This window comes from Dactylosporangium aurantiacum (assembly GCF_000716715.1).
Lineage (GTDB): Bacteria > Actinomycetota > Actinomycetes > Mycobacteriales > Micromonosporaceae > Dactylosporangium > Dactylosporangium aurantiacum.
This window is the reverse complement of sequence record NZ_JNYJ01000001.1, coordinates 481,287-503,432: the sequence shown is the minus strand read 5'-3', so window position 1 is coordinate 503,432 and position 22,146 is coordinate 481,287. Positions and strand designations below refer to the sequence as shown.

At 73.8% G+C, this 22,146-nt stretch carries 22 protein-coding genes; 3 read left to right on the top strand and 19 right to left on the bottom strand.

Going from position 1 to position 22,146, the window contains the following annotated elements; translation table 11 throughout:
• Window positions 1-90: 90 nt before the first annotated feature.
• Entirely contained in the window at window positions 91-3,537 is a 3,447-nt protein-coding gene (locus OP18_RS59450; protein ID WP_211273409.1) for a discoidin domain-containing protein, read from the bottom strand.
• 355 nt (window positions 3,538-3,892) lie between these two features.
• Here OP18_RS59450 and OP18_RS02290 point away from each other — a divergent pair, with 355 nt between their 5' ends.
• Entirely contained in the window at window positions 3,893-4,660 is a 768-nt protein-coding gene (locus OP18_RS02290) for a hypothetical protein (RefSeq protein WP_156089235.1), read from the top strand.
• Window positions 4,661-4,706: 46 nt separating this feature from the next.
• On the opposite strand, the gene OP18_RS02285 is transcribed toward OP18_RS02290, so the two are convergent.
• The 9 genes from OP18_RS02285 to OP18_RS02245 form a co-directional block, all read right to left on the bottom strand.
• On the bottom strand, window positions 4,707-5,321 hold the full coding sequence (locus OP18_RS02285) for a DNA-3-methyladenine glycosylase (protein ID WP_033356888.1): 615 nt from the start codon (window positions 5,319-5,321) through the stop codon (window positions 4,707-4,709).
• The gene (locus OP18_RS02280; protein WP_033356887.1) at window positions 5,318-5,962 is read right to left on the bottom strand and encodes a TetR/AcrR family transcriptional regulator; all 645 of its coding nucleotides are present in this window, start codon (window positions 5,960-5,962) and stop codon (window positions 5,318-5,320) included. The genes OP18_RS02285 and OP18_RS02280 overlap by 4 nt, the downstream gene beginning before the upstream one ends.
• A gap of 7 nt (window positions 5,963-5,969) precedes the next feature.
• Window positions 5,970-7,478 carry an MFS transporter gene (locus tag OP18_RS02275; protein ID WP_063745403.1) on the bottom strand — a complete coding sequence of 503 codons (1,509 nt, stop codon included), beginning with the start codon at window positions 7,476-7,478 and terminating at the stop codon, window positions 5,970-5,972.
• 67 nt (window positions 7,479-7,545) lie between these two features.
• Entirely contained in the window at window positions 7,546-8,661 is a 1,116-nt protein-coding gene (menC, locus tag OP18_RS02270) for an o-succinylbenzoate synthase (RefSeq protein ID WP_033356886.1), read from the bottom strand.
• Window positions 8,662-9,564, bottom strand: a complete 903-nt coding sequence (locus OP18_RS02265) for a hypothetical protein (protein ID WP_033356885.1) — start codon at window positions 9,562-9,564, stop codon at window positions 8,662-8,664.
• The gene (locus OP18_RS02260; protein ID WP_052386085.1) at window positions 9,561-10,685 is read right to left on the bottom strand and encodes a M20 family metallopeptidase; all 1,125 of its coding nucleotides are present in this window, start codon (window positions 10,683-10,685) and stop codon (window positions 9,561-9,563) included. Before OP18_RS02260 ends, OP18_RS02265 begins: the two co-directional genes overlap by 4 nt.
• Before the next feature lie 56 nt (window positions 10,686-10,741).
• On the bottom strand, window positions 10,742-11,437 hold the full coding sequence (locus tag OP18_RS02255) for a hypothetical protein (RefSeq protein WP_033356883.1): 696 nt from the start codon (window positions 11,435-11,437) through the stop codon (window positions 10,742-10,744).
• The gene (locus OP18_RS02250; protein ID WP_033356882.1) at window positions 11,434-12,303 is read right to left on the bottom strand and encodes an ABC transporter ATP-binding protein; all 870 of its coding nucleotides are present in this window, start codon (window positions 12,301-12,303) and stop codon (window positions 11,434-11,436) included. Before OP18_RS02250 ends, OP18_RS02255 begins: the two co-directional genes overlap by 4 nt.
• Window positions 12,300-12,659: a GntR family transcriptional regulator gene (locus OP18_RS02245; RefSeq protein ID WP_033356881.1), complete on the bottom strand. Its 360-nt coding sequence runs from the start codon at window positions 12,657-12,659 to the stop codon at window positions 12,300-12,302. Before OP18_RS02245 ends, OP18_RS02250 begins: the two co-directional genes overlap by 4 nt.
• Before the next feature lie 84 nt (window positions 12,660-12,743).
• Between OP18_RS02245 and OP18_RS02240 the strand changes: the two genes are divergently transcribed.
• A complete protein-coding gene (locus OP18_RS02240) occupies window positions 12,744-13,208 on the top strand; it encodes a hypothetical protein (RefSeq protein ID WP_033357040.1) in 465 nt (154 codons plus the stop codon).
• A 108-nt stretch (window positions 13,209-13,316) separates the two neighbouring features.
• Here the strand turns inward: OP18_RS02240 and OP18_RS02235 are convergent, their stop codons facing one another.
• Window positions 13,317-13,502 (bottom strand): hypothetical protein, encoded by a 186-nt coding sequence (locus OP18_RS02235; protein ID WP_033356880.1) that lies wholly within the window; start codon window positions 13,500-13,502, stop codon window positions 13,317-13,319.
• 82 nt (window positions 13,503-13,584) lie between these two features.
• On the opposite strand from OP18_RS02235, the gene OP18_RS02230 reads away from it, so the two are divergent.
• A complete protein-coding gene (locus tag OP18_RS02230; RefSeq protein WP_033356879.1) occupies window positions 13,585-13,956 on the top strand; it encodes a PH domain-containing protein in 372 nt (123 codons plus the stop codon).
• Here the strand turns inward: OP18_RS02230 and OP18_RS02225 are convergent.
• The 8 genes from OP18_RS02225 to argC form a co-directional block, all read right to left on the bottom strand.
• Complete coding sequence (locus OP18_RS02225) at window positions 13,953-14,870, bottom strand: NADP-dependent oxidoreductase (protein WP_033356878.1); 918 nt, start codon at window positions 14,868-14,870, stop codon at window positions 13,953-13,955. The two genes, OP18_RS02230 and OP18_RS02225, sit on opposite strands and share 4 nt — an antisense overlap.
• Window positions 14,870-16,309, bottom strand: a complete 1,440-nt coding sequence (gene argH, locus OP18_RS02220) for an argininosuccinate lyase (protein ID WP_033356877.1) — start codon at window positions 16,307-16,309, stop codon at window positions 14,870-14,872. Before argH ends, OP18_RS02225 begins: the two co-directional genes overlap by 1 nt.
• A 63-nt stretch (window positions 16,310-16,372) precedes the next feature.
• A complete protein-coding gene (gene argR / locus OP18_RS02215; RefSeq protein ID WP_033356876.1) occupies window positions 16,373-16,879 on the bottom strand; it encodes an arginine repressor in 507 nt (168 codons plus the stop codon).
• Between the two features lie 14 nt (window positions 16,880-16,893).
• Complete coding sequence (argF, locus tag OP18_RS02210; protein WP_033356875.1) at window positions 16,894-17,802, bottom strand: ornithine carbamoyltransferase; 909 nt, start codon at window positions 17,800-17,802, stop codon at window positions 16,894-16,896.
• Complete coding sequence (locus tag OP18_RS02205) at window positions 17,802-18,968, bottom strand: acetylornithine transaminase (RefSeq protein WP_033356874.1); 1,167 nt, start codon at window positions 18,966-18,968, stop codon at window positions 17,802-17,804. The genes argF and OP18_RS02205 overlap by 1 nt, the downstream gene beginning before the upstream one ends.
• Window positions 18,965-19,849 carry an acetylglutamate kinase gene (gene argB / locus OP18_RS02200; protein WP_033356873.1) on the bottom strand — a complete coding sequence of 295 codons (885 nt, stop codon included), beginning with the start codon at window positions 19,847-19,849 and terminating at the stop codon, window positions 18,965-18,967. Before argB ends, OP18_RS02205 begins: the two co-directional genes overlap by 4 nt.
• Window positions 19,846-21,021 carry a bifunctional glutamate N-acetyltransferase/amino-acid acetyltransferase ArgJ gene (argJ, locus tag OP18_RS02195; protein WP_033356872.1) on the bottom strand — a complete coding sequence of 392 codons (1,176 nt, stop codon included), beginning with the start codon at window positions 21,019-21,021 and terminating at the stop codon, window positions 19,846-19,848. The genes argB and argJ overlap by 4 nt, the downstream gene beginning before the upstream one ends.
• Window positions 21,018-22,022, bottom strand: a complete 1,005-nt coding sequence (gene argC / locus OP18_RS02190; RefSeq protein ID WP_033356871.1) for an N-acetyl-gamma-glutamyl-phosphate reductase — start codon at window positions 22,020-22,022, stop codon at window positions 21,018-21,020. Before argC ends, argJ begins: the two co-directional genes overlap by 4 nt.
• Window positions 22,023-22,146 lie beyond the last annotated feature (124 nt).

Here is a 22,146-nt window from a genome sequence, read left to right as displayed (position 1 = left end):
TACCAAAGCACCAGAACCGGCCGTGCGGAAGGACGGAAACGACCGGCTGCCGGCCGCCCCTCGTCCGGGGCGACCGGCAGCCGGGCACCGTCAGGCGCCGTACACCTTGAACTCCCACAACGAGTTGCCGTACTCCGTGCCGCGCTGCGCGGTGACCAGTCGCACGTAGCGTCCGGCGCCGTCGACGGCGAGCACCTGCGTGCCGCCGGCACCGCTGGCCGTCGAGAAGATCGTCGTCCAGGTGGTGCCGTCGGCCGACGTCTGGAGCTCGAACCTCTGGGAGTACGCCGCCTCCCACTCCAGGACGACCCGTCGCACGGACTGCACGCCGCCGAGGTCGACCTGCAGCCACTCCTGGTCGGTGTACCTGCTCGACCAGCGGGTGGTGCTGTCGCCGTCGAAGGCGTACCGGGCGTCGAACCCGGCGTGCTCCACCTCGACCGAGGAGCTCGTCGCCGGGCGCCCCTGCGACAGCGGGCTGGACCGGTGCAGGATGTCGCTCACCGCCCGCAGCTCGGCGAGGATCGCCTCGACCTGGGGCGAGCCCTCGACGTACGCGCCGTCCGCCAGCTCCTTCGAGTGCCGGGCGTACTGGGCCGCGAGCAGGTCGGCCCGCGGCTGCCGGTACCCGGCGAGGCAGTTGGCGACGTGCTCGCCGACCGGGTCCGCCACCGGGCAGTCGACGTCGAACGGCGCCGCCTGGTCGACCTTCACGTCGGGCGTGAAGCCCTCCGTGCACGGCCGCCCCATCCCGGTGGGCTGGCAGCCGGCGAAGGCGGCCAGTGCCCGGCCGAACGCGTCCGACAGGCCGGGGAGCCTGACCGCGTCGGGCCGGCTGGGCAGCGACACCACCTGGTCGCCGATCAGCCGCTGGTTGCCGTAGAGCAGCGCGTTGAGCGTCGCGTTGCCTTCGAGGGCCTTCGGGAAGGCCAGCTCGGTGTACGTCTGGATCAGCCCGATGGTCTCGGTGAGCTTGCGGTTGGCCCGGCTCAGCACCGTGTCACCGGCGAGCTCGGCCCCCACGACCTGGTAGTAGTGCAGCTGCTTGCCGTAGAGCGCCCGTGTCACCCGCATCCGCGCGTCGAAGAGCACCGCCTTGTCGACGGTGACCGTCGCGTTCTGCTCCATGAACGGCTTGTAGGTGGACGTCCAGGCGTTCTGCACCTCGGTCCGCGGCACCTTGCACTTCTGCCCGGTCCTGGTGCTGTAGGTGCAGATCTGTCCGAAGTACCGCTTGGCCGTCACCGTCCGGATGTCCTGCGGCCCCTCACCGGGCCACGCGACGCGGTTGACGAACGTGATCTGCACGCTGCCCGACATCGCCTCCAGCGGGTCGCCGTCGGTGTCGACCCAGGACGCGGTCCAGCAGCTGGAGTACGTCGGCTTGCCGTCGTCGGGCAGGGCCAGCGCCGCGACCTGGTACGGGTTGGGCAGCGACGCGTTGGCCGCGTTGGCGGGCGCGTTCAGCGCCGTCCCCGTCCCCGTGCAGACGGGCACCGTCGCGTCGGGGACGCGGGTGCCCGGCGTCTGGTCGGGCCCGCCGAACGGGCTGTAGGCGGTGCTGGAGACCCGGTTGCGGACGTCCAGCAACGCGTCGGACACCGCACCGGAGTAGGTCCTGTAGTTGGCGACCAGCCCGCTGAACGTCTTGTTCGTCGCGCCCCCGTCGGCCGGGGCGCTCAACGCCCGGGTGGCCCTGAGGTACTCGGTGCCGATGGCCTGCAGCTCGGTGGAGCGGTACGCCGACAGCTGACCGGCGTAGGCCGGGTTCTGCAGCTGCAGGGCCATGTAGGCGCGGGCGGCGAGCTGGAACACGCTGGCGCTCGGCACCGTCCTGGCCGGCGTGGGCACCCCCGTGCCGTACCGGAAGTTGGCCAGCCAGGTGAGGTACGACACCGAGCCGCTCGGGCCGAACTGGCCGATCGTCGTCACCGGGTCGATCTGCTCGCCGGCGGTGGTCTGCACGAAGGGCACGTCCCAGGACTTGATCGTCCCGGCGGTGTGGAAGGTGTTCTCCACGGCGGCGTACTTCTCGTAGCCCGGGAACGGGGTGGTCGTGCGCTTCTCGTAGTTGATGTAGCCGTTGACCTCGGTCTTCAGCTGGTCGAGGCTCGCCTGCTGCAGCGAGTGCGCGGTGAACAGCGCCAGCGTGTCGACCTTCGAGTCGAGCGCCAGCAACGTGCGCTGGATGTCGCCGAGCTGCGCCCGGACCTCCTGGACCGATCCCTCCAGGCGGGTCAGCTGGGTGGTGATGTCGCGGTACACGATGGTGAGCGCCTGTTCGATCGCGTCGAACCGCTCGTTCATCTGGTCGCGCAGGTTGGCGATGTCCATCCGCAGCTCTTTGATCTGCTGCAGGATGACCTGGTTCGGGTCGGGGCCGGAGGCGAACATCGGCAGGAGGCTCATCACCGCGCCGAGGATGTTGCCGGTGAGCGTCATCGTGCTCAGCGACGACAGCGCCTGGCCGACGGACAGGCCGGCGATCGTCGGCAGGTAGTTGTTGACCGCCGTGGCGATCGACAGTCCGGCCTTGCCGATCGTGGCGATGTCGGCGCCGAGCTCCGGGTCGACGAAACCGGCCAGCGTGGAGAGCACGAAGAGGCCGGAGCCCATCGCGTCCAGGGCCACCTGCCGCTCGGCGGCCTGGGCGCGCGCCTGGGTGTACGCCTCGGGCGTCGGCTTCGGACCGGGTCCGACCGGGTACTGCAGCGAGGCGGCCCGCAGCTGCGCGACGATCTGGTCGTTCTTCGCGCTCAGCGTGGTCAGCGTCGCCTCCACCTGGCGGCGGATCTCCTGCAGGTAGGCGCTCTGGTCCTGCTGCCGCGTCAGGATCGACTCGACGTTGACGTACGTCGCCAGCAGCGGGTCGGCGAGCAGCTGTTCCGTGCTCGCGTCGAGCACCACGCCGTTGCGGCCGCCGACGATGCCGTTCCAGGCGGCGGTGAAGGACGGGTCCTGCTGGCCGAGCCGGGTGACCTGGCCCCAGCCGGTGTCCTGCACCGCGTACAGCTGGCTCAGGTACATGTTCGTCTGGTAGGCGCCGGTGACCTGGTTCTCGATCAGCGCGGTCTGCGAGAGGTTGTCGCCGACCGTGCTCTCCAGCAGGGCCTTGAGCCCGGGGGTGGCGATGTTGATGCCGGGTACGCCGGACGCCGCGTCGATGAGCTTCACGAACGCCGCGTAGGCGCCGCTGCCGTAGACGTCGGCGATGTACTGGGCGTCGACGGCGGCCTTGACGCGGGACATGTGCCGGATGATGTCGTCCGTCGTGGCGTTCGGGTTCGCCATCCGCCAGTCCATCGCCGCGACCGACAGGACGAGGTCCTTGAGTCCCTGCAGACCGGTGTCGTGCGCCCGCATGTGGGCCGAGAACAGCCGGTCGCGGAACTGCTGCTCCTGCCAGTTGACCTGCGCGGCGGCCGGCACCGCCGGGGCCAGGCCGGCGCACAGGGTGAGGACGAGCAGGCCGGCGAGCCATCGCAGCCGCCGCAACGTCGTGCGGCCCGGGGATCGCCAGTGTGGGACGGTGCTCACGTGACCTCCTTCGCCGCCCGCGAGGGTGCGGGCGGGCCGGGCCAGTGTCGGCACCGCCACTGGGAATCGATTGGAATCGCTGCTCAGGCCGGCGTCCGGTGCCGCTCCGGGCCCCCGTCGACCGTCACGGCCGACGGTCCTACGAGCGCGCACCGATGCGATGCCCGGCGATGGACAGCGGGGCCGGCCCACGACGCCGATGTCGGCATCCCGACGCAACCCGCTTGCCGGCTCGTGTCCGCGCAGCTCAGCCGGCCGGAGCGCGACATCGGGCGGCTTGCGCCCGCTGGCTAGCGTGCGACCGCATGCGGGGGGTTCCTGCCTCCGTATCCGGATTGACGAAGGATGTGATGGTATGCGCAGACCAATACGGGCGGCGCTGGCGACCGCCTTGCTGAGCGCGGCCGCGCTCGTGCCGGCGTCGGCGGCCCACGCGGTCAGCCGCTGCGACGACCCGGTGCCGCCGCCGTCGTGCGTCGGCGACCCGCCGGAGAGCACCGACGACGCCCCCGCCGGCACGGTGACGTTCACCGACCTCGGCAGTGCGGTGCGGGCCACCGGCTGGGCGCTCGACCCCGACGGCGGGCCGCTGCAGGTGCGGGTCGCCATCGACGGCACCATCGTCGGCGCCACCACGGCCAACCTGCCCAACGGCACCAGGTACAACGGGTACGACATCACCGTCGCCCTGCCCGCGATGCCGGGCGACCACCGCGTCGTGGTGTCGGCGGTCAACTGGCCGGACGGGACCGCACCGGTCGCGACGAACCGGGTCCTGGGCTTCACCGACGTGCGGGTGGCGCTGCCGGGGCCGACCGACCTGCAGCTGTCGGCCGGCGCGCACCAGCTCTGGTTCAACTGGACCGACAACGCGACCACGGAGACCGGCTTCTACCTGTCGATCAGCTACGACCTGATCGTCTGGAACGACCAGGGCCAGCCGAGCCGGGTGCCGAAGGGCTACACCTGGTGGCTGCCGGCCAACCCCGGCACCGGGCCGATGTCGTACTCGGTCGACGGGTTCCCCGCCAACACGTACTACCTGGTGAGCGTCTACGCGGTGCAGGACGGCGGCGTGCACTCGCGGGCCGCCACCGGCAACGTGCGCACCGCCGAGTACTGACGGCACGACGACGGCGGCACCCTGGCCGACCGGCCGGGTGCCGCCGTCAGGGGCCGGTCCGCGCGGCGGCCCCTTTCGGCACGTGGCGGCGGTAGGCGCTGACCGTCGGGTCGCCGGTGACCCAGAAGCGCCACGGCACGTCGTGGGCGCCGGTGACGCCGACCCGCGGCCCGGCCGACACCGCGGCCGGCGCCCCGGCCGCCGGCGGGCGCAGCAGGGGCGGGTCGCCGAGCAGGTACGTGCCGTAGAAGGACCGCTCGATGCCGAGCGCCGCGCACAGCCGGGCCGGGCCGCGGGCCAGCTCCGCGTCGGTGCGGGCGGCCGGGCGGCGGGCCCGGGCGGCCGGCAGCCCGTCGACGACCTCGCCGGCGCGCAGCAGCACCGCCGAGGCCACCCCGTCGACGCCGGTGACGACGTTGACGCAGTAGTGCATGCCGTAGGTGAAGTAGACGTACGCGTAGCCGGCCGGGCCGAACATGATCGCGTTGCGCGGGGTGCGGCCCCGGTGGGCGTGGGAGGCGGGGTCCTCGCCGGTGCCGGAGTACGCCTCGACCTCGGTGAGGCGGACGGTCACCCCGCCGGCGGTGAGGGTGCAGCCGAGCAGGGCGCGGGCGGCCACGTCGACCGGGCCGGCGAGCGCGGTCGCGAGGTCGGCCGTCATGCGGTGATCCGCCCGACCCGCAGGACGAGGGCATCGACGGTCTCGGAGAACGGCGGCCACGGGAAGCCGGGCACGAACTGGCGCATCATGACCGCGCCGTGCAGCGACGTCCACAGGATGGTGGCGTCGGTGAACGGGTCGGTGCTGGCGGAGCGGCCGGCGGCGGCGCACGCGGCGAGGCCGTCGACGAGGACCTCGAACGCCTGCAGGCGGTTGCGCCAGCGGGGTGGTACGTCCTCCAGCCGCAGCGGCATCTTCAGCTCCGGCCGGCCCTCGCGGAGGCGGCCGAAGAGGACCCGGTAGCGGGCGGGCTCGCGGACGGCGAAGTCGACGTACGCGTGGCAGCCGGCCAGCAGCGACGCGACCGGGTCGTCGGGCAGGGCGCAGGTGGTCTCGACGATGCGCTGCCGCAGCCGCTCGAACGCGATGTCCAGGACGGTCTCGATGATGGCGTCGCGGTCGGCGAAGTGGGCGTAGATCGACGGGGCGGCGATGCCGGCCTCGCGCGCGACGGACCGCAGCGTGATCGCGGCCTCGTCGCCTTCGCGCTCGAGGATGCGTTCGGCGGCGGCGACGATCTCGTCGCGCAGGAGGCCGCCCTCGCCCCTGCGGTTGCGAGTGCGGCCTCCCGAGGTGCTCATCGGTCCATCATGCCGGTTGCGGCACGAGCGCCGCCTCCGCGGGCGCGCGCTGCGGGGTCGCCGCCGCGGCGGGGCGGATCACCGCGACCGCGACCGCCATGAGCAATGCGATCCCGGCGGCGACCAGCGCACCGCGGTCCATCGCCGCGGTGAACGCGGCGTCGGCGGCGGACAGGACCCGCTGCGCGTCGGCCGGCGGCATCGCGGCCGCGGCGGCGTGCGCGGCCGGCAGGTCGGCGTCCATGACCAGGCCGGGGTCGCCGCGGTACGCCGAGGACACGACGGTGCCGAGGACCGCGATGCCGAGCACGCCGCCGAGCTCGCGGATGACGCTGTTGAGGGCGCCGGCCATGGAGCCGTACTCGGCCGGGACGGAGCCGCTGATCTGCAGGCTGGCCGGGGCCATCATCATGCCCATGCCCAGACCGATGACCGCGGTGCCTGCCGCGACCTGCCAGAACGCGGTGTCCACGGCGGTGGTGGACAGCGACAGCAGGCCGGCGACGGCCAGGGACAGGCCGAGCACCAGGGTCCAGCGCACCCCGAGCCGCTTCGACAGCAGCGCCGAGGTCGCCGACGTGGTCGCCATGGCCACCGCGAACGGCATGGCGCCCAGCCCGGCGACGAGCGGGCTGTACCCGTGCACGAGCTGCAGGTACTGCGACAGCTCGAACAGCGTGCCGAACAGCACGAAGAACACCACGGCCAGGGACAGGGCGGCGAGCAGGAATGTGCGGTTGGCGAACAGGTCCAGCCGGACCAGCGGCGAGGAGGCCCGCAGCTGCCACGCCACGAACACGGCCGACAGCGCCACCGCCGCGCCCAGCTCGGCGAGGCCCGCGGCGGCGGTCCAGCCGCGGGTGGGTGCCTGGATCACGAAGTCGACCAGCAGGGCGACCGCGGCGGTGGACAGCAGCGCGCCGGGCACGTCGAGCCGGCCGGTGCGCACCACCGGCACCGCCGGCACCAGGTAGAGCACGGCGACCAGGGCGCCGGCGACGAGCGGCACGTTGATCCAGAAGGCGCTGCTCCACGAGTAGTGCTCCAGCAGCGCCCCGCCGGTGACGGGGCCGACGAGCACGCCGATGCCGGCCGCCGCGGACCAGGCCGCGAACGCCTTCGGCCGCTCCGCCGGCGGGAAGATCCGGGTGATGATCGCGAGGGTGGCCGGCATGACGAACGCGGCGCCGAGCCCCATCACCGCCCGCCACGCGATGAGCTGCCCCGGCGTGTCGGACAGCGCGGCGACCGCCGACCCGCCGCCGAAGACGAGCAGGCCGCCGACGAGCGCGCGGCGGGAGCCGAGCCGGGCGCCGAGGCTGCCGGCGAGGATCAGCGCCGAGGCGAAGACCAGCGTGTACGCGTCGGTGATCCACTGCAGGTCCGACGTGGTGGCGTGCAGCCCGTGCGCGAGCGACGGCAGGGCGGTGTTCAGCACGGAGTTGTCGAGGGTGACGGCGACGAGGGTGAGGCTGAGCACCGCGAGCGCGGCCCACCGGCGCGGATGGTCGGACATGGAGACACCCCTTACGGACGTTTGTTTACGCCCGTAAGGTTAACCACGTCAGCTAACGCCTGTAAAGTTACTTGAGCGGGATCCAGGACGTGGCCGTCGTCACCTCCGCCAGGACGTCCGGGACGGGCGTGACGCCGATGCCGGGGCCCTGCGGCACCGCCACGTGCCCCTCGGCCAGCACGAACGGCGCGGTGATGTCGCGGGCGTAGTACCGGTCGGAGGCGGACGTGTCGCCGGGCAGCGTGAACCCGGGCAGCGCGGCGAGGGTCACGTTCGCGGCCCGGCCCAGGCCGGTCTCCAGCATCCCGCCGGCCCACACCGCGACGCCGTTGGCGACGCAGACGTCGTGCACCCGCCGCGCCTCCAGGTAGCCGCCCACCCGGCCCGGCTTGATGTTGACGATCGAGCAGGCGCCGAGCGCGATCGCGTCGGCGGCGGCGCGGGCACTGACGATCGACTCGTCCAGGCAGATCGGGGTGCGGATCAGCCGGGCCAGGGCCGCGTGGCCGCGCACGTCGTCCTCGGCCAGGGGCTGCTCGATGAGCAGCAGGTCGAACGGGTCGAGCCGGGCCAGCTGCCGCGCGTCGCCGAGGCTGTACGCGGTGTTCGCGTCCACCTGCAGCAGCACCGCGTCGCCGAAGCGCTCCCGGACCGCCCGGACCGGCCCGACGTCCCAGCCGGGCTCGATCTTGAGCTTGATCCGCAGGTAGCCGGCGTCGAGGTAGCCGGCCACGGCGTCCAGCAGCGCCGGCACCGAGTCCATGATGCCGACCGAGACGCCCGCCGGGACCCGGTCGCGGACCGCGCCGAGGAACCCGCCGAGCGGCATCCCGGCGGCGCGCAGCACCGCGTCGAGCACGGCCGTCTCCACCGCCGCCTTCGCCATCGGGTGCCCCTTGAACGGCGCGAACGCCGTCCCGGCCGTCCACGCGTCCACCCCGCCCGCCGCGGCGGCCGCGAGGGCCGGGGCCAGGTACCGGCGGATCACCTCGGCGGCGCCGTCGACGTGCTCGGAGGAGTACAGCGGCGCCGCCATCGCGACGCACTCGCCCCACCCCTCGGCGTCCTGCCCGACGGCCCGCACCAGCAGCACGTCCCGCTCCCGTTCGGTGCCGAACGAGGTGCGGAAGGGCGCGACCAGCGGCATCGCGATCCGCCGCAGCTCCAGGCCTTCCAGCCGCATCTATGCCTCCGTGGTGAGCAGGTAGAAGCCGTCGCGGGTGACGCCCGCGACCCGCCAGCCGGCGGCGAGGCGCCCGGCCATCGCCTCGCGCACCGCGAGCCGCCACGCGACGGCCGCCGCCGGGTCGCGCGGGCGCAGGTCCTCCACGTCGGTGGGCACCGCCACGAGCAGCCGGGCCGCCGGTCCGTCCGCCACGCCCGGCGCCGGCACCGGGGCGCCGTCCGCGTCGCGGTCCAGCAGCGTCGCCGTACCGGCGACGTCGACGGCGACCGGGGTGCCGTGGGCGGCCGCGACGGCCTCCGGCGCGTCGAGCCGCCACACGAGCAGCAGCCGGTCGCTGAGGTCGCCGCTGTTGATGCCGTCGGCCATCGCGCCGTAGAACTCCGGCAGGTAGCGCACCACCCGGCCGCCGAGCTTGGCGAGGTTGAAGTACGCGTTGCGGCGCACCAGCGGGTCGTAGGTCCAGCGCACCTCCGGCACGTCCCGGGCCAGGCTCCACGCCCGCTGGTGCTGCTTGAGGGCGAAGCCGACGCCCTGGCCGAGGCCGCCGGGCTCCACCCCGGCGACGAAGGAGTGCAGGTGCGGCGCGCCGCCGCGGTCCCGGCCGAAGAAGCCGACGGCGGCCCCCACGAGCCGCCCGCCCCGGTACGCGCCGGCGACGTAGTTGCCCGAGTGCGCGTACGTGCGCAGCAGGCCGGGCGAGGCGATCTCGGCCGGGTGGTCGGCCCGCCACACCCGCTGCAGCAGCAGCGACGTGTCCTCGTAGGCGGCCGCGTGCCCGGCGCCGGCGGCCGCGGCGGTCTCGACGACCTCGACCCCGGCCCGCTGCCCGGCGGCCTCGGCGCACGCCCACGCGTCCGCGGCGAGGGACCCGCCCACCGCCGCGCCGGTGGGCGGTGTCACGGCTCCCGGCCGATCGCGGCGACCAGCCCCGCGACCAGGGCGGCCCGCTCCGGCATGCTCGCCAGGTCGGCCCACTCCCCCTCGGCGTGCGCGTTGCCGCCGATGACACCGAGCCCGTCGAGGGTCGGCACGCCGATCCCGGCGGTGAGGTTGCCGTCGGAGCCGCCGCCGACTGCCTCACCGGTCAGCGGCGGCAGGCCCAGCGCCGCCGCGACCCGCTGGGCCAGGGCGAACGTCGAGGCCGACGCCGACTCCGGCATCGCCGGGCGGGACGGGCCGAACTCGACCCGCACCTGCGCGTCCGGCAGCACCGGCCGCAGGCCGCGCAGGGCCTCGTCGACCCGGGCCAGCTCCGCCGGGTCGAACGCGCGCACGTCGATGCTGAGCCGCGCCGCGGCGGGCACGGTGTTGCTGGTCGTGCCGACGGTCGAGTCGGTCGGGGTCACGGTCGTGCCGGGCGGGGCACCGAGCTGCGCGATGCGCAGCACCTGGTGCGCCAGCTCGATCCCGGCGTTGACGCCGAGGTGCGGGGCGACCCCGGCGTGCGACGCCCGGCCGGTGACGTGCAGCGAGTAGTGCGCGATGCCCTTCCGGGCGATCTTCAGCCGGCCCTCGGCGCTGCCCTCCAGGATGAGCGCGCCGGCCGCGCCGGCGGCGGTGTCCTCGATGAGCGCCTGGGAGGCGGGCGAGCCGATCTCCTCGTCGCTGTTGCACACGACCGCGACGCCGTCGAGGTCGCCGGCCTCGGCGAGGGCGGTGAGGGCGTGGAACAGCACGACGAGGCCGCCCTTCATGTCGACCACGCCGGGGCCGGTGCACCGGTCGCCGTCGACGGCGAACGGCCACCGGGCGAGGGTGCCGACCGGCCACACCGTGTCGAAGTGCCCGATCAGCACGACCCGGACCGGCCCGCCGCCGAAGCGCCACCGCAGCTGCGGCCGGTCGGCCACGACCACCCGCTCCGGGGCCAGGCCGGTGCACCGCCGGCCGAGCTCGGCGACGACGTCGGCACACCTGGCCAGGGCCTCGAGGTCGGCCGACGGCGACTCGACGGCGACGAGACCGGCGAGGTCATCACGCATGACGGGCGCGGCGGCCCGGAGTCTCTCCAACGCGCTCATCGCACCAACCTATCCGGATCTTCGGCCCGGGGCCCGCCGGCAGATCGCGCCGGCGGTCAGGGGGTGGCGCGGCGCAGCGCGGCCCAGGACAGCGCGGCGAGGGCGGCGACGGCGATCGACGGCCAGCCGGCCAGCAGCGACAGCGCGCTCTGCCGCAGCAGCCAGTCGCCGATCGCGGGCCAGCTGCCGTACTTCGTGACCAGGACCGCGGCCAGCCCTGCGGCGAGCAGGACGCCGCACACGGCGGCGAGGACGCCGTTGGTGCGCCAGCGCACGTACACCGCCCCCAGGGCGACGCCGGTGAGGGTCATCAGCAGCAGCGGCACCGCGTAGATGAGCAGCTGGGCGGCGACGCCCTCGCGGTCGAGGAAGCCGGCGCCGAAGAACCGCAGCCGCATGCCCCAGCCGCCGGTCGCATCCTCGACGGCCTGCAGGACGACCAGCAGCACCGCGTAGGCGGCGGTCTGGGCGACGGTGAACAGGCCGAGCGCGGCGGCGAACTCGCGCCGGGTGACGCTCATGCCGAGCGCGAACGGGAACTGCTGGGCGATCGCGACGGCGCCGAACGCGAGCGCGGTGAGGTAGACGCTGGCGAGGCCGCCGGTGACCGGGCGGTCGCCGAGATCGTCGCCCATGGCGCCGAAGACGAGCAGGTTGACGGCGAAGGCGACGCCGAGGACGGCGAGCGGCCACACCAGCCCGTCGCGGCGGCCGGCGGCGTGCAGGCGGGCGATGGCGACGATGCGGTTCATGACACGGCCTCCCGGGCGGTGATGCGCACGACGAGCTGCTGCAGGCTGACGGGTTCGAGCTGGACGCCGGCCTCGCGGGCGTGCCCGGCGGACACGGCGCCGCGCACGGTGGCGCGGGTCAGCGGACCGAGGTGCTCGCGGTGCAGCTCGTCGGCGTTGGCGGTGAGCCGGTCCACGGCCTGCGCCGGGCCGGTGACGGTGACGACCTGGCCGCGCAGGCTGTCGGCGGCCTCGTCCAGCACGAGCCGGCCGCGCTCGAGGAGCAGCACGTGCTCGATGAGGTCGCTGACCTCGTCGATGAGGTGGGTGGACAGCACCACCGTGCGCGGGTGCTCGGCGTAGTCGGCCAGCAGCCGGTCGTAGAACAGCTGGCGGGCCACCGCGTCCAGGCCCAGGTACGGCTCGTCGAAGAACGTGATCGGGGCGCGGGACGCGAGCCCGACGGTGACGCCGAGCGCGGACAGCATGCCCCGGGACAGCTTCTTCACCGGCCGGGACACCGGCAGCTCGAAATCCGCGACGAGCGAGCGGGCGAACGCCTCGTCCCAGCCGGGGAAGAGCAGCCGCCCGGCGAGCAGCACGTGCCGGACCTTGTACGTCTCCGGGTAGCGCTGGCTCTCCTTGACGAAGCTCACCTGCCGCAGGACCCGCTCGTTCTCGGCCGGGTCGGCGCCCAGGACCCGCACGGTGCCGGCGGTGGCGAACTGCTGGCCGGTGAGCAGCTGCATGAGCGTGGTCTTGCCGGCGCCGTTGCGGCCGAGCAGGCCGTAGATGCCGTTGCGGCGCAGCTCGAAGCTGACACCGTCGACGGCGGCGACGGCGCCGTACCGCTTCGACAGGTCCTGCACGGACACGACGGGGGTCATCGCGGCTCCTCGTAACGGTCGATCATCGTCTTGAGCTCGGTGTGGTCGATGCCGAGCCGGGCCGCCTCGGCCAGCAGCGGGCGCAGGTACTGCTCGCCGAACCGGTCCCGGCGGCGCTGCCGGAGCTTGGCCCGGGCGCCCGGCGAGACGAACATGCCGATGCCCCGCCGCTTGTGCAGCACTCCGTCGTCGACGAGCTGGTTGACGCCCTTGGCGGCGGTGGCGGGGTTGATCCGGTGGAACGCGGCGAGCTCGTTCGTCGACGGGACCTGCGTGTCCTCCGGCAGCGAACCGTCGATGATCGCGGCCTCGATCTGCTCCGCGATCTGCAGGAAGATCGGCCGTCCGTCATCCATGGTTCGTCGGTTCATTACTCATGTAATGAACCATGCAACCTCGGCGCCGGGAAGTCAACGGGTAGCGTCGAGGGGGTGCAGAAGATGGCATGGCTGGCCGTCCGCGACCGGGACCCGGCACCGGCGCTCGGGCTCACCGAGCTCGGCGAGACCGACTGGCGCTCCGGCGTGGACCTGGCGTACTTCACCGACGACCGGGTGATCGTCACGCCGCCGGTCGACGGATGGGTCCTGGTCCTGGGCATGGCGTTGATGAAGGACCGGCCCGACGTCACGGGGCTGTCCGCGGCCCTGGCGACCGAGGTGCAGTTCTTCTCGTCACATCGAGGGCTGCAGGTGTACCGGTGGCAGCGCGCCCGCGACGGGGACCTGCTGCGCTCGTTCGCCGCCGCCGACGGCGAGATCGACGAGCTCGGCGAGCGCTCGGATCTGGAGCGCTCGTTCGGCGAGCTGGTCGACGACGGTGACGTGCACCGCGTCGCGGCGCAGTGGAGCGTGGACCCGGGCACGTTGAACGTCCCGGTGCGGGTGTTCACCAGGAGGACATAGGGTCGGCCGCCCTCGGGCGCGACGTGGCACTCCCCCGACCACTCCGTGAACTTCTACCGGCGCCGAGCGGCCCGGCGCGCCCCGGACCCCGGCGGGCCCGGGGCGTCGTCAGCTGCCGCCGCGCCGCCCGCGGCTGCGCCACGAGAACGGGCCGGGCAGGTCGTAGCGGTGCGCCCTGGTCTTCGAGTTCCACGACCAGCGGCCGATCTTCAGACCCCACGAGGACAGGCCCTTCGGGGTGAAGTTCAGCACGAGCGGGCCGAACCGCATCGCCTTGCGGAACAGGATCGGCACGGGTCCTCCTCGGGGTGTGTGCCGTCCAGGATGACCCATGCACGCCAGCGCCGGGGTTGAGGGGTCCGTCTACGTTGGACGCATGGCTCAACAGGTGAAGTACGACCGCCGCGAACAGTACGAGCAGATCGTGTCCGGGCTGCTGCCCGGCGAGACGATCATCGCCGTCTACGACGCGGTCGGCATCGGCACCGGGTTCATCGGCCTCACCGACCGCCGCGTGATCCTGCAGGACCGCTCGTTCGTCGGCAAGCGGCTCGCCCTCACGTCGATCCCCTACGCGAAGGTGACCGCGGTGTCGATCGTGAGCAACAAGTCGTGGGCCGGCAGCTTCTTCAGCAGCGGCAACATCGCCGTGCACGTGGGCGCCCACACGTACGAGATCGAGGTCCGCGGGGTCGAGAAGACCCAGCACATCCACAACGTGATCCTGCACTACGCCGTGTCCCACTAGGGGACGAGGACCAGCTTCCCGGTGGTGTGCCCGCGCTCGCCGAGCCGGTGCGCCTCGGCGACCCGGTCCAGGGGGAAGACCCGGTCGACGTGGACCGTGAGCCGGCCCTCCAGGACCAGCGCCGCGAGGGACTCCAGGCCGGCCCGGTCGGGCTCGGCGAGCAGGAACACGCCACCGGCGTCGACGGCGGCGGCCTCGTCGGCGCCGTTGAGGGCGATGAGCGCCCCCTGCGGCGCGAGGGTCGCCGCGAGCCGCGGGACCTGCCCGGCGACGGTGGCGACGGCCACGTCGACGTCCTTCACCGCCGCGTAGACGTCCGCCTGGCCCTCGGCGCCGTGGTCGTGCACCTCGTCGGCGCCGAGGGACCGCACGAAGTCGTGCTTCGGCGCGGACGCGGTGCCGATGACGTACGCGCCGCGCGCCTTCGCGATCTGCACCGCGAGGTGACCGACGCCGCCGGCCGCGGCCGGGATCAGCACCCGCTGCCCGGGCAGCACGCCGGCGGTCTCGGCGAGGACCTGCCAGGCGGTGAGCCCGGCGAGGGCGAGGCCACCGGCCTGCTCGTGGCTCAGGTTCGGCGGTTTCAGCGCGAAGTGCCGGGCGGGCCCGGTGACGTACTCGGCGTACGCGGCGGCCTGTGCCGGGAAGCGCGGCATGCCGAACACCTCGTCGCCGACGGCGAACCGCGTGACGCCGGCACCGGTGGCGGCCACCACCCCGGACAGCTCCCAGCCGACGCTGAACGGCGGGGTGCCCAGGATGCCGCCGCCGGTGCGGACCTTCCAGTCGACCGGGTTGACGCCGGCCGCGCGCATCTCGACGAGGATCTCGGTCGGCCCGGGCACCGGGACCGCGACCTCGGCGACGCGCAGCACCGACGCGTCGCCGAGGGTGTCCTGTGTCACACGTCGCATCACTGCGACGGTAGCACCGGCTCCGCGGACCAGGACCGCCAACGCTCGAGCTTGTCGGCGGCGACGGCGAGCTGGTCGGCGACCGGCCCGGGGCCCGTCGAGCCGGGGGTGGTGCGCGCCGCCAGGGCGCCCGGGACGGAGAACACGGTCCGCACGTCCGGCGTCAGGTGCGGGCTGACCGCCTGCAGGTCCGCGTCGGACACCTCGTCGAGGCCGACGTCGCGGGACGCGGCGAGCACGACGAGCTTGCCGGTGATCTCGTGCGCGTCGCGGAACGCCACCCCCTGCCGGACCAGCCACTCCGCGACCTCGGTGGCGAGGGTGTAGCCGACGGGCGCCTGCTCGGCGAGCCGGTCGACGCGCACCGTCATCGTGGAGATCATGCCGGCGAGCGCGGGCAGGACCAGCTCGAGGGTGTCGACGGCGTCGAACACGGGCTCCTTGTCCTCCTGCAGGTCCCGGTCGTACGCCAGGGGCAGCCCCTTGAGCATCGCCAGGACACCGGTCAGGTGGCCGATGAGCCGGCCGGACTTGCCGCGGGCGAGCTCACCGATGTCGGGGTTCTTCTTCTGCGGCATGATCGACGACCCGGTCGCGAACGCGTCGTCGAGCTGCACCCAACCGAACGCGGGGGTCGTCCACAGCACGACCTCCTCACCGAGCCGCGACAGGTGCACGCCGGTGAGGGCGGCGGCGAACAGGAACTCCGCGACGAAGTCCCGGTCGGACACGGCGTCGATGGAGTTGGCCGCGGCGGAGGCGAACCCGAGCTCCTTCGCCACCTGCGTCGGGTCCAGCGGCAGCGACGACCCGGCGAGCGCACCGGCGCCGAGCGGGCTGACCGCGGTGCGCGCGTCCCAGTCCCGCAGCCGCTCCAGGTCCCGCAGCAGCGCCTGGACGTGCGCGAGCAGCTGGTGGCCGAACGCGATCGGCTGCGCCGGCTGCAGGTGCGTGAACCCGGGCGCGGGCGTGTCGATGTGCCGGGCGGCCTGCTCGACGAGGGCGTCGGCGAGCTCCACGATCCGGGCGGCGACGCCGCGGGCGTGGTCGCGCAGGTACAGCCGCAGGTCGGTGGCGACCTGGTCGTTGCGGGACCGGCCGGCGCGCAGCTTCCCGCCGAGCGCGCCGAGCCGCTCCAGCAGCCCCCGCTCCAGGGCGGTGTGCACGTCCTCGTCGTCGACGGTCGGCCGGAACTCACCGGTCGCGCACGCGGACTCCAGGTCGTCGAGCGCGGCGAGCATCCGGCCCAGCTCGTCGGCGTCGAGCAGCCCGGCGCGGGCCAGGACCCGCGCGTGCGCCCGCGACCCGGCCAGGTCGTAGGGCGCGAGCCGCCAGTCGAACTGGACGCTCACGGAGAGCCTGGCGAGGGCTTCGGCGGGCCCGCCGGCGAAGCGACCGCCCCAGAGCCGGGTCGGGGACTCAGAAGACGAAGTTGCCACGCCACGATCCTTCCATAGTGCAAGATCGCCACGGTCGGCCAGTGCCGCCGCGGCCGGTCCGGGTCACTTCGACGTGCCGTCGAGGTGCGCCCATTCGGTGAGCTTCGCCGCGAGGACCTCCCCGGCCGACGGCGGCCCGTGCGGGTCCGGCGCCTGCCGGGCGACGACCATGATGGTGTCGTCGCCGGCGATGGTGCCGACGATGTCCGGCAGGCCGGTGCGGTCGATGGCGCTGGCCAGGAACTGCGCGGCGCCGGGCGGGGTGCGCAGCACGACGAGGTTGCCGGAGCAGTCCACGCCGGTCAGCAGCTCCCGCAGCAGCCGGATCAGCCGGGTCGGGGCCTCCTCGGCGGGGCGCAGCGCCCGTTCGCCGTCCTCCGGGATGAGGTACTCGCCGCGGACCTTGACGGCCCGCAGCTCCTCCAGGTCCCGGGACAGCGTCGCCTGCGTGACCTGGATCCCGTCGCCGGCGAGCAGCTCGGCGAGCTCCGTCTGGGAGCGCACCGCCGACCCGCGGATCAGCGCCGCGATCCGGTCGTGCCGCGCCGCCTTCGAGACCGGTGTGCCCACCCGCTCCGACGTGCTCACTCCTGCCCCAGCAGCCAGGCCAGCAGCGCCTTCTGCGCGTGCAGCCGGTTCTCCGCCTCGTCCCAGACCGCGCTGCGCGGCCCGTCCAGCACCTCCGAGGTGATCTCGTGCCCGCGGTGCGCGGGCAGGCAGTGCAGCACGATCGCGTCCGGACCGGCGTCCTCCAGCAGCGCGGCGTTGATCTGGTACGGCTGGAACGGCGTGATCCGGTCGAGCCCGTCGCCCTCCTGCCCCATCGACGTCCACGTGTCGGTGACGACGACGTCGGCGTCCTTGACCGCCTCGGCCGGGTCGCGGACCCAGTCGACGCTGCCCCGGGACCGCGCGGCGTCCAGCACCGCCGGGTCCGGTTCGAAGCCGGGCGGGCCGCTCAGCCGCACCCGCATGCCGGCGGTCACGCCCGCCAGGGCGTAGGAGTTGGCCATGTTGTTGGCGGTGTCGCCGAGGTACGCCAGCACCCGCCCCTGCGTGGAGCCGAGCCGCTCCCGGACGGTGAGCAGGTCGGCGAGGAGCTGGCACGGGTGGAAGCCGTCGGTGAGGGCGTTGACGACCGGCACGGTCGCGTGCCGGGCCAGCTCCGCGACCCGGGCGTCCACATTGGACCGGATGACGATCGCGGACACGTACCGGGACAGGACCCTCGCCGCGTCGCCGATCTCCTCGCCGCGCCCGAAGTGGGTGCTGAGCGCGTCGATGATGACCGGGGTGCCGCCGAGCTCGGCGATGCCGACCTCGAACGACACCCGGGTGCGCAGCGACTGCTTCTCGAAGATGACCGCGACGGCCTTCGGCCCGGCGAGGGGCTTGAACCCGTGCCGGTCGGCCTTCATCGCCGCGGCCAGGTCCAGGATCTCGGCCTGCTCGGCCGGGGTCAGGTCGTCGTCCCTGAGCAGGTGCCGGGGCATCAGGCCCGCACCGCGTTCAGCGCCGGGCCGAGCGCCGCGACGAACGCGTCGGCCTGCCCGTCGGTGAGGATCAGCGGCGGCGCGATGCGCAGCACGTCCGGCTGCGCCGCCTGGGCCAGGAACCCGGCGTCGCGCAGCACCGCCGCGAGCGCGCCCGCGGCCGGCCCCTGCAGCACGATCCCGAGCAGCAGGCCCGCGCCGCGGACCCCGGCGACGAGCGGGTGCTCGAGGGCCTCGACGCCGCGGCGGATCCGCTCGCCGAGCTGCTTCACCCGGTCCAGCAGGTGCTCGGACTCGATGGTGTCGAGCACCGCGAGGGCCGCGGCGCAGCAGACCGGGTTGCCGCCGAACGTGGAGGCGTGCATGCCGGGGCCGAGCAGGCCCGCGGCGTCGTCGAAGGCGATCATCGCGCCGAGCGGCAGCCCGCCGCCGAGGCCCTTGGCCAGGGTGACGACGTCGGGGCGGACGCCCTCGGCCTGGTGGGCGAACCAGTACCCGGTCCGGCCGATGCCGGTCTGCACCTCGTCGAGGGCGAGCAGCGCGCCGTGCCGGGCGGTGATCTCCCGGGCCGCGGTCAGGTAGCCGGCCGGCGGGACGACGACCCCGGACTCGCCCTGGATCGGCTCCAGCAGCACCATCGCGGTCGTGCCGTCGACGGCGGCCTCGAGCGCGGCGACGTCACCGTACGGCACGTGCACGACCTCACCGGGCAACGGCCGGAACGGGTCCTGCTTCGCCGGCTGGCCGGTGAGCGCGAGGGCGCCCATGGTGCGGCCGTGGAACCCGGCCTGCGCGGCCACGATCCTCGTGCGGCCGGTGCGCCGGGACAGCTTGAACGCCGCCTCGTTCGCCTCCGCGCCGGAGTTGCCGAAGAACACCGAACCGGGCCGGCCCGCCAGGTCCAGCAGCCGCTCGGCGAGCGCGACGACCGGCGGGGACGCGAACAGGTTCGACACGTGCCCCAGCGTCGAGATCTGCGTCGTGACCGCCTCGACGACCGCCGGGTGGGCGTGGCCGAGCAGGTTCACCGCGATCCCGCCGAGCAGGTCGACGTAGGAGCGTCCGGCCTCGTCGACGACGACGGCGCCGCTGCCGCTGACCAGCCCGAGGGAGGGCGACCCGTACGTGTTCATCACCGACGTCTCGAACCGTTCGACGAGCGTCATGCCGCCACCACCATGGTCCCGAATCCCTCCGACGTGAAGACTTCCAGCAGCAGCGAGTGCGGCACGCGGCCGTCCACGACGTGCGCCGCCGGCACGCCGCCCTTGACGGCGCGCAGGCACGCCTCCATCTTCGGCACCATTCCCGACTCCAGTGTCGGCAGCAGCGCGGCGAGCTCGTCCGTGGTCAGCTGCGAGATGAGCGACTCCGGGTCCGGGTAGCGGGCGTACAGGCCCTCCACGTCGGTCAGCACGACGAGCTTGCGGGCCTTGAGCGCGATCGCCAGGGCCCCGGCGGCGGTGTCGGCGTTGAGGTTGTGCAGGACCCCGTCGGCGTCCGGCGCGACCGTCGACACCACCGGGATCCGGCCGGCCGCGATGAGGTCCGCGACCGCGGACACGTTGACGTGCTCGACGTCGCCGACCTGCCCGATGTCGACCGGTGAGCCGTCGACGATCGCGGGCCGGCGCACGGCGGTGAACAGCCCCGCGTCCTCGCCGGACATGCCGACGGCGTGCGGGCCGTGCTCGTTGATGAGCCCGACGAGCTCCCGGCCGACCTGCCCGACGAGCACCATCCGGACCACGTCCGCGGTCTCCGGGGTGGTGACCCGCAGGCCGCCCTTGAACTCGCTGGCGATGCCGAGCCGCTTGAGCATCGAGGAGATCTGCGGGCCGCCGCCGTGCACGACGACCGGTTTGATCCCGACGTGCCGCAGGAACACCATGTCCGCGGCGAACGCCCGCTTCAGCTCGTTGTCGAGCATCGCGTTGCCGCCGTACTTGACGACGATCGTCGAGCCGGAGAACCGCTCCAGCCACGGCAGCGCCTCGATCAGCGTGTTCGCCTTGCCCAGCGCGATCCCGAGATTGCGTCCGTTCACGACGAGTACGCCGAGTTCTCGTGCACGTAGCCCATGGACAGGTCGTTGGTGAGGACCGTGGCCGTGGCGGGGCCGGCGTGCAGGTCGACGGTGACGGCGACCGCGCGGGCGCTCAGGTCCACCTTCGAGCGGTCCTCGCCCGCCGCGCCGCCCTTGCAGATCCACACGCCGTTGATCGCGACGTCGACCCCGTCGGGCTCGAACGCGGCGCCCGTGGTGCCGATCGCGGCGAGGATCCGGCCCCAGTTCGGGTCGTTGCCGAAGAACGCGGTCTTCACCAGGTTGTTGCGGGCGATCGCCCGGCCGACCTCGACCGCGTCGTCCTCGCTCGCCGCGCCGGTGACCTCGATCGCGATCTCCTTCGTGGCGCCCTCCGCGTCGGCGACCAGCCGCGCGGCCAGGTCGGCGCAGACGGCCGTGACGGCCTCGGTGAGCTCCTCGACGGTCGGCTGGATCCCGGCCGCGCCGCTGGCCATGAGCAGCACCGTGTCGTTGGTCGACATGCAGCCGTCGGAGTCGATCCGGTCGAACGTGACCCGGGTCGCCGCGCGCAGCGCCGCGTCCAGCACGGACGCGTCGGCGACCGCGTCGGTGGTCACCACGACCAGCATCGTGGCCAGGCCCGGCGCGAGCATGCCGGCGCCCTTCGCCATCCCGCCGACGGTGAACCCCTGCCCGCCGTACACGGCCGTCTTCGGCACCGTGTCGGTGGTCATGATCGCGGTCGCGGCGCTGGCACCACCGTCGCGGGAGAGCCCGCGGGCGGCGGCGTCGACGCCGGACAGCAGCTTCTTCAGCGGCAGCCGCTCACCGATCAGCCCGGTCGAGCACACGGCCACGTCACCGGCGCCGACCGGGAAGCGCGACGCCCGCCCGGACAGCACCGCCGCGGCGTGCTCGGCGGTCGCGTGCGTGTCCTGGAAGCCCGCCGGCCCGGTGCACGCGTTGGCACCGCCGGAGTTGATGACGACGGCCCGCACGATGCCGGCCCGCAGCACCTGCTGGCTCCACAGCACCGGCGCGGCCTTGATCCGGTTGCCGGTGAAGACGGCGGCCGCGGTCCAGTCGGGCCCGTCGTTGACGACCAGCGCCACGTCGAGCGCGCCGGCGGTGGCCTTCAACCCGGCGGCGACGCCGGCGGCCCTGAACCCCTTCGGGGCGGTGACAGTCATGGTGCGATCCCGTCGGCGGTGAGCCCGGCGGCCTCCGGCAGCCCGAGCATGAGGTTGGCGTTCTGCACCGCCTGCCCCGCGGCGCCCTTGACCAGGTTGTCGATCGCGGAGACCACGACGATCCGGCCGCTGTCGACGTCGACGGTCGCCTGCAGGTGCGCGGCGTTCGCGCCGAACGTGGACGCGGTGTGCGGCCACTGCCCCTCCGGCAGGACCTGCACGAACGGCTCCCCGTCGTACGCCGCGGCGAGGACCTCCCGCGGGTCGGCGCCGGTGAGCGGCCGGGCCGTCACCGTGGCGAGGATGCCCCGCGGCATCGGCGCCAGCACCGGCGTCATCGACAGCGACGTCGCCCCCGTCGCCTGCTTGATCTCCGGCACGTGCTGGTGGGCGCCCACCTTGTACGGCGACAGCGACCCCATCACCTCCGACGCCAGCAGGTGCACCTTCGCGGCGCGGCCGGCGCCGGACGTGCCGGACGCCGCGACGACCACGACGTCCTCGGGATCGGCGACCCCGGCGGCGATGAGCGGCGCCAGCGCGAGGGTCACCGACACCGCGTAGCAGCCGGTGTTGGCGACCCGGTCCGACGCCGCGATCCGCTCCCGCTGCCCGGGCAGCTCCGGCAGCCCGTAGGTCCACGTGCCGGCGTGCGGGCCGGGGTAGTACCGCGTCCAGTCGGCGGCCGCCTTGAGCCGGAAGTCGGCGCCGATGTCGACGACCTTCACCGACTCGGGCAGCTGCGCGGCGAGCGCCGCGGACTCCCCGTGCGGCAGTGCCAGGAACACCAGGTCGGCGTCGGCGAGCACCCCGGGCGCGGTGGGCGCCAGGACCACGTCGCGCAGGGAGCGCACGTGCGGGTGCACCGCGCCGATCTTCGACCCGGCCTGCGCGAACCCGGTGGCGACGGCCAGCTCGAGGTGCGGGTGCCCGGCGATCAACCGGAGCAGCTCACCCCCCGCGTACCCGGACGCGCCGGCGACAGCGACTCGTATTCCCATGCGCTGAACTGTATCGCTATGCATCTCGACGTTTCAAGCTGATTGCGGCCAGGATCACCCCGACCCACCCTGACCTCACCCCATGACGGAACGCGCCCGGCACGTGACGGTGCGGGGCGGATGC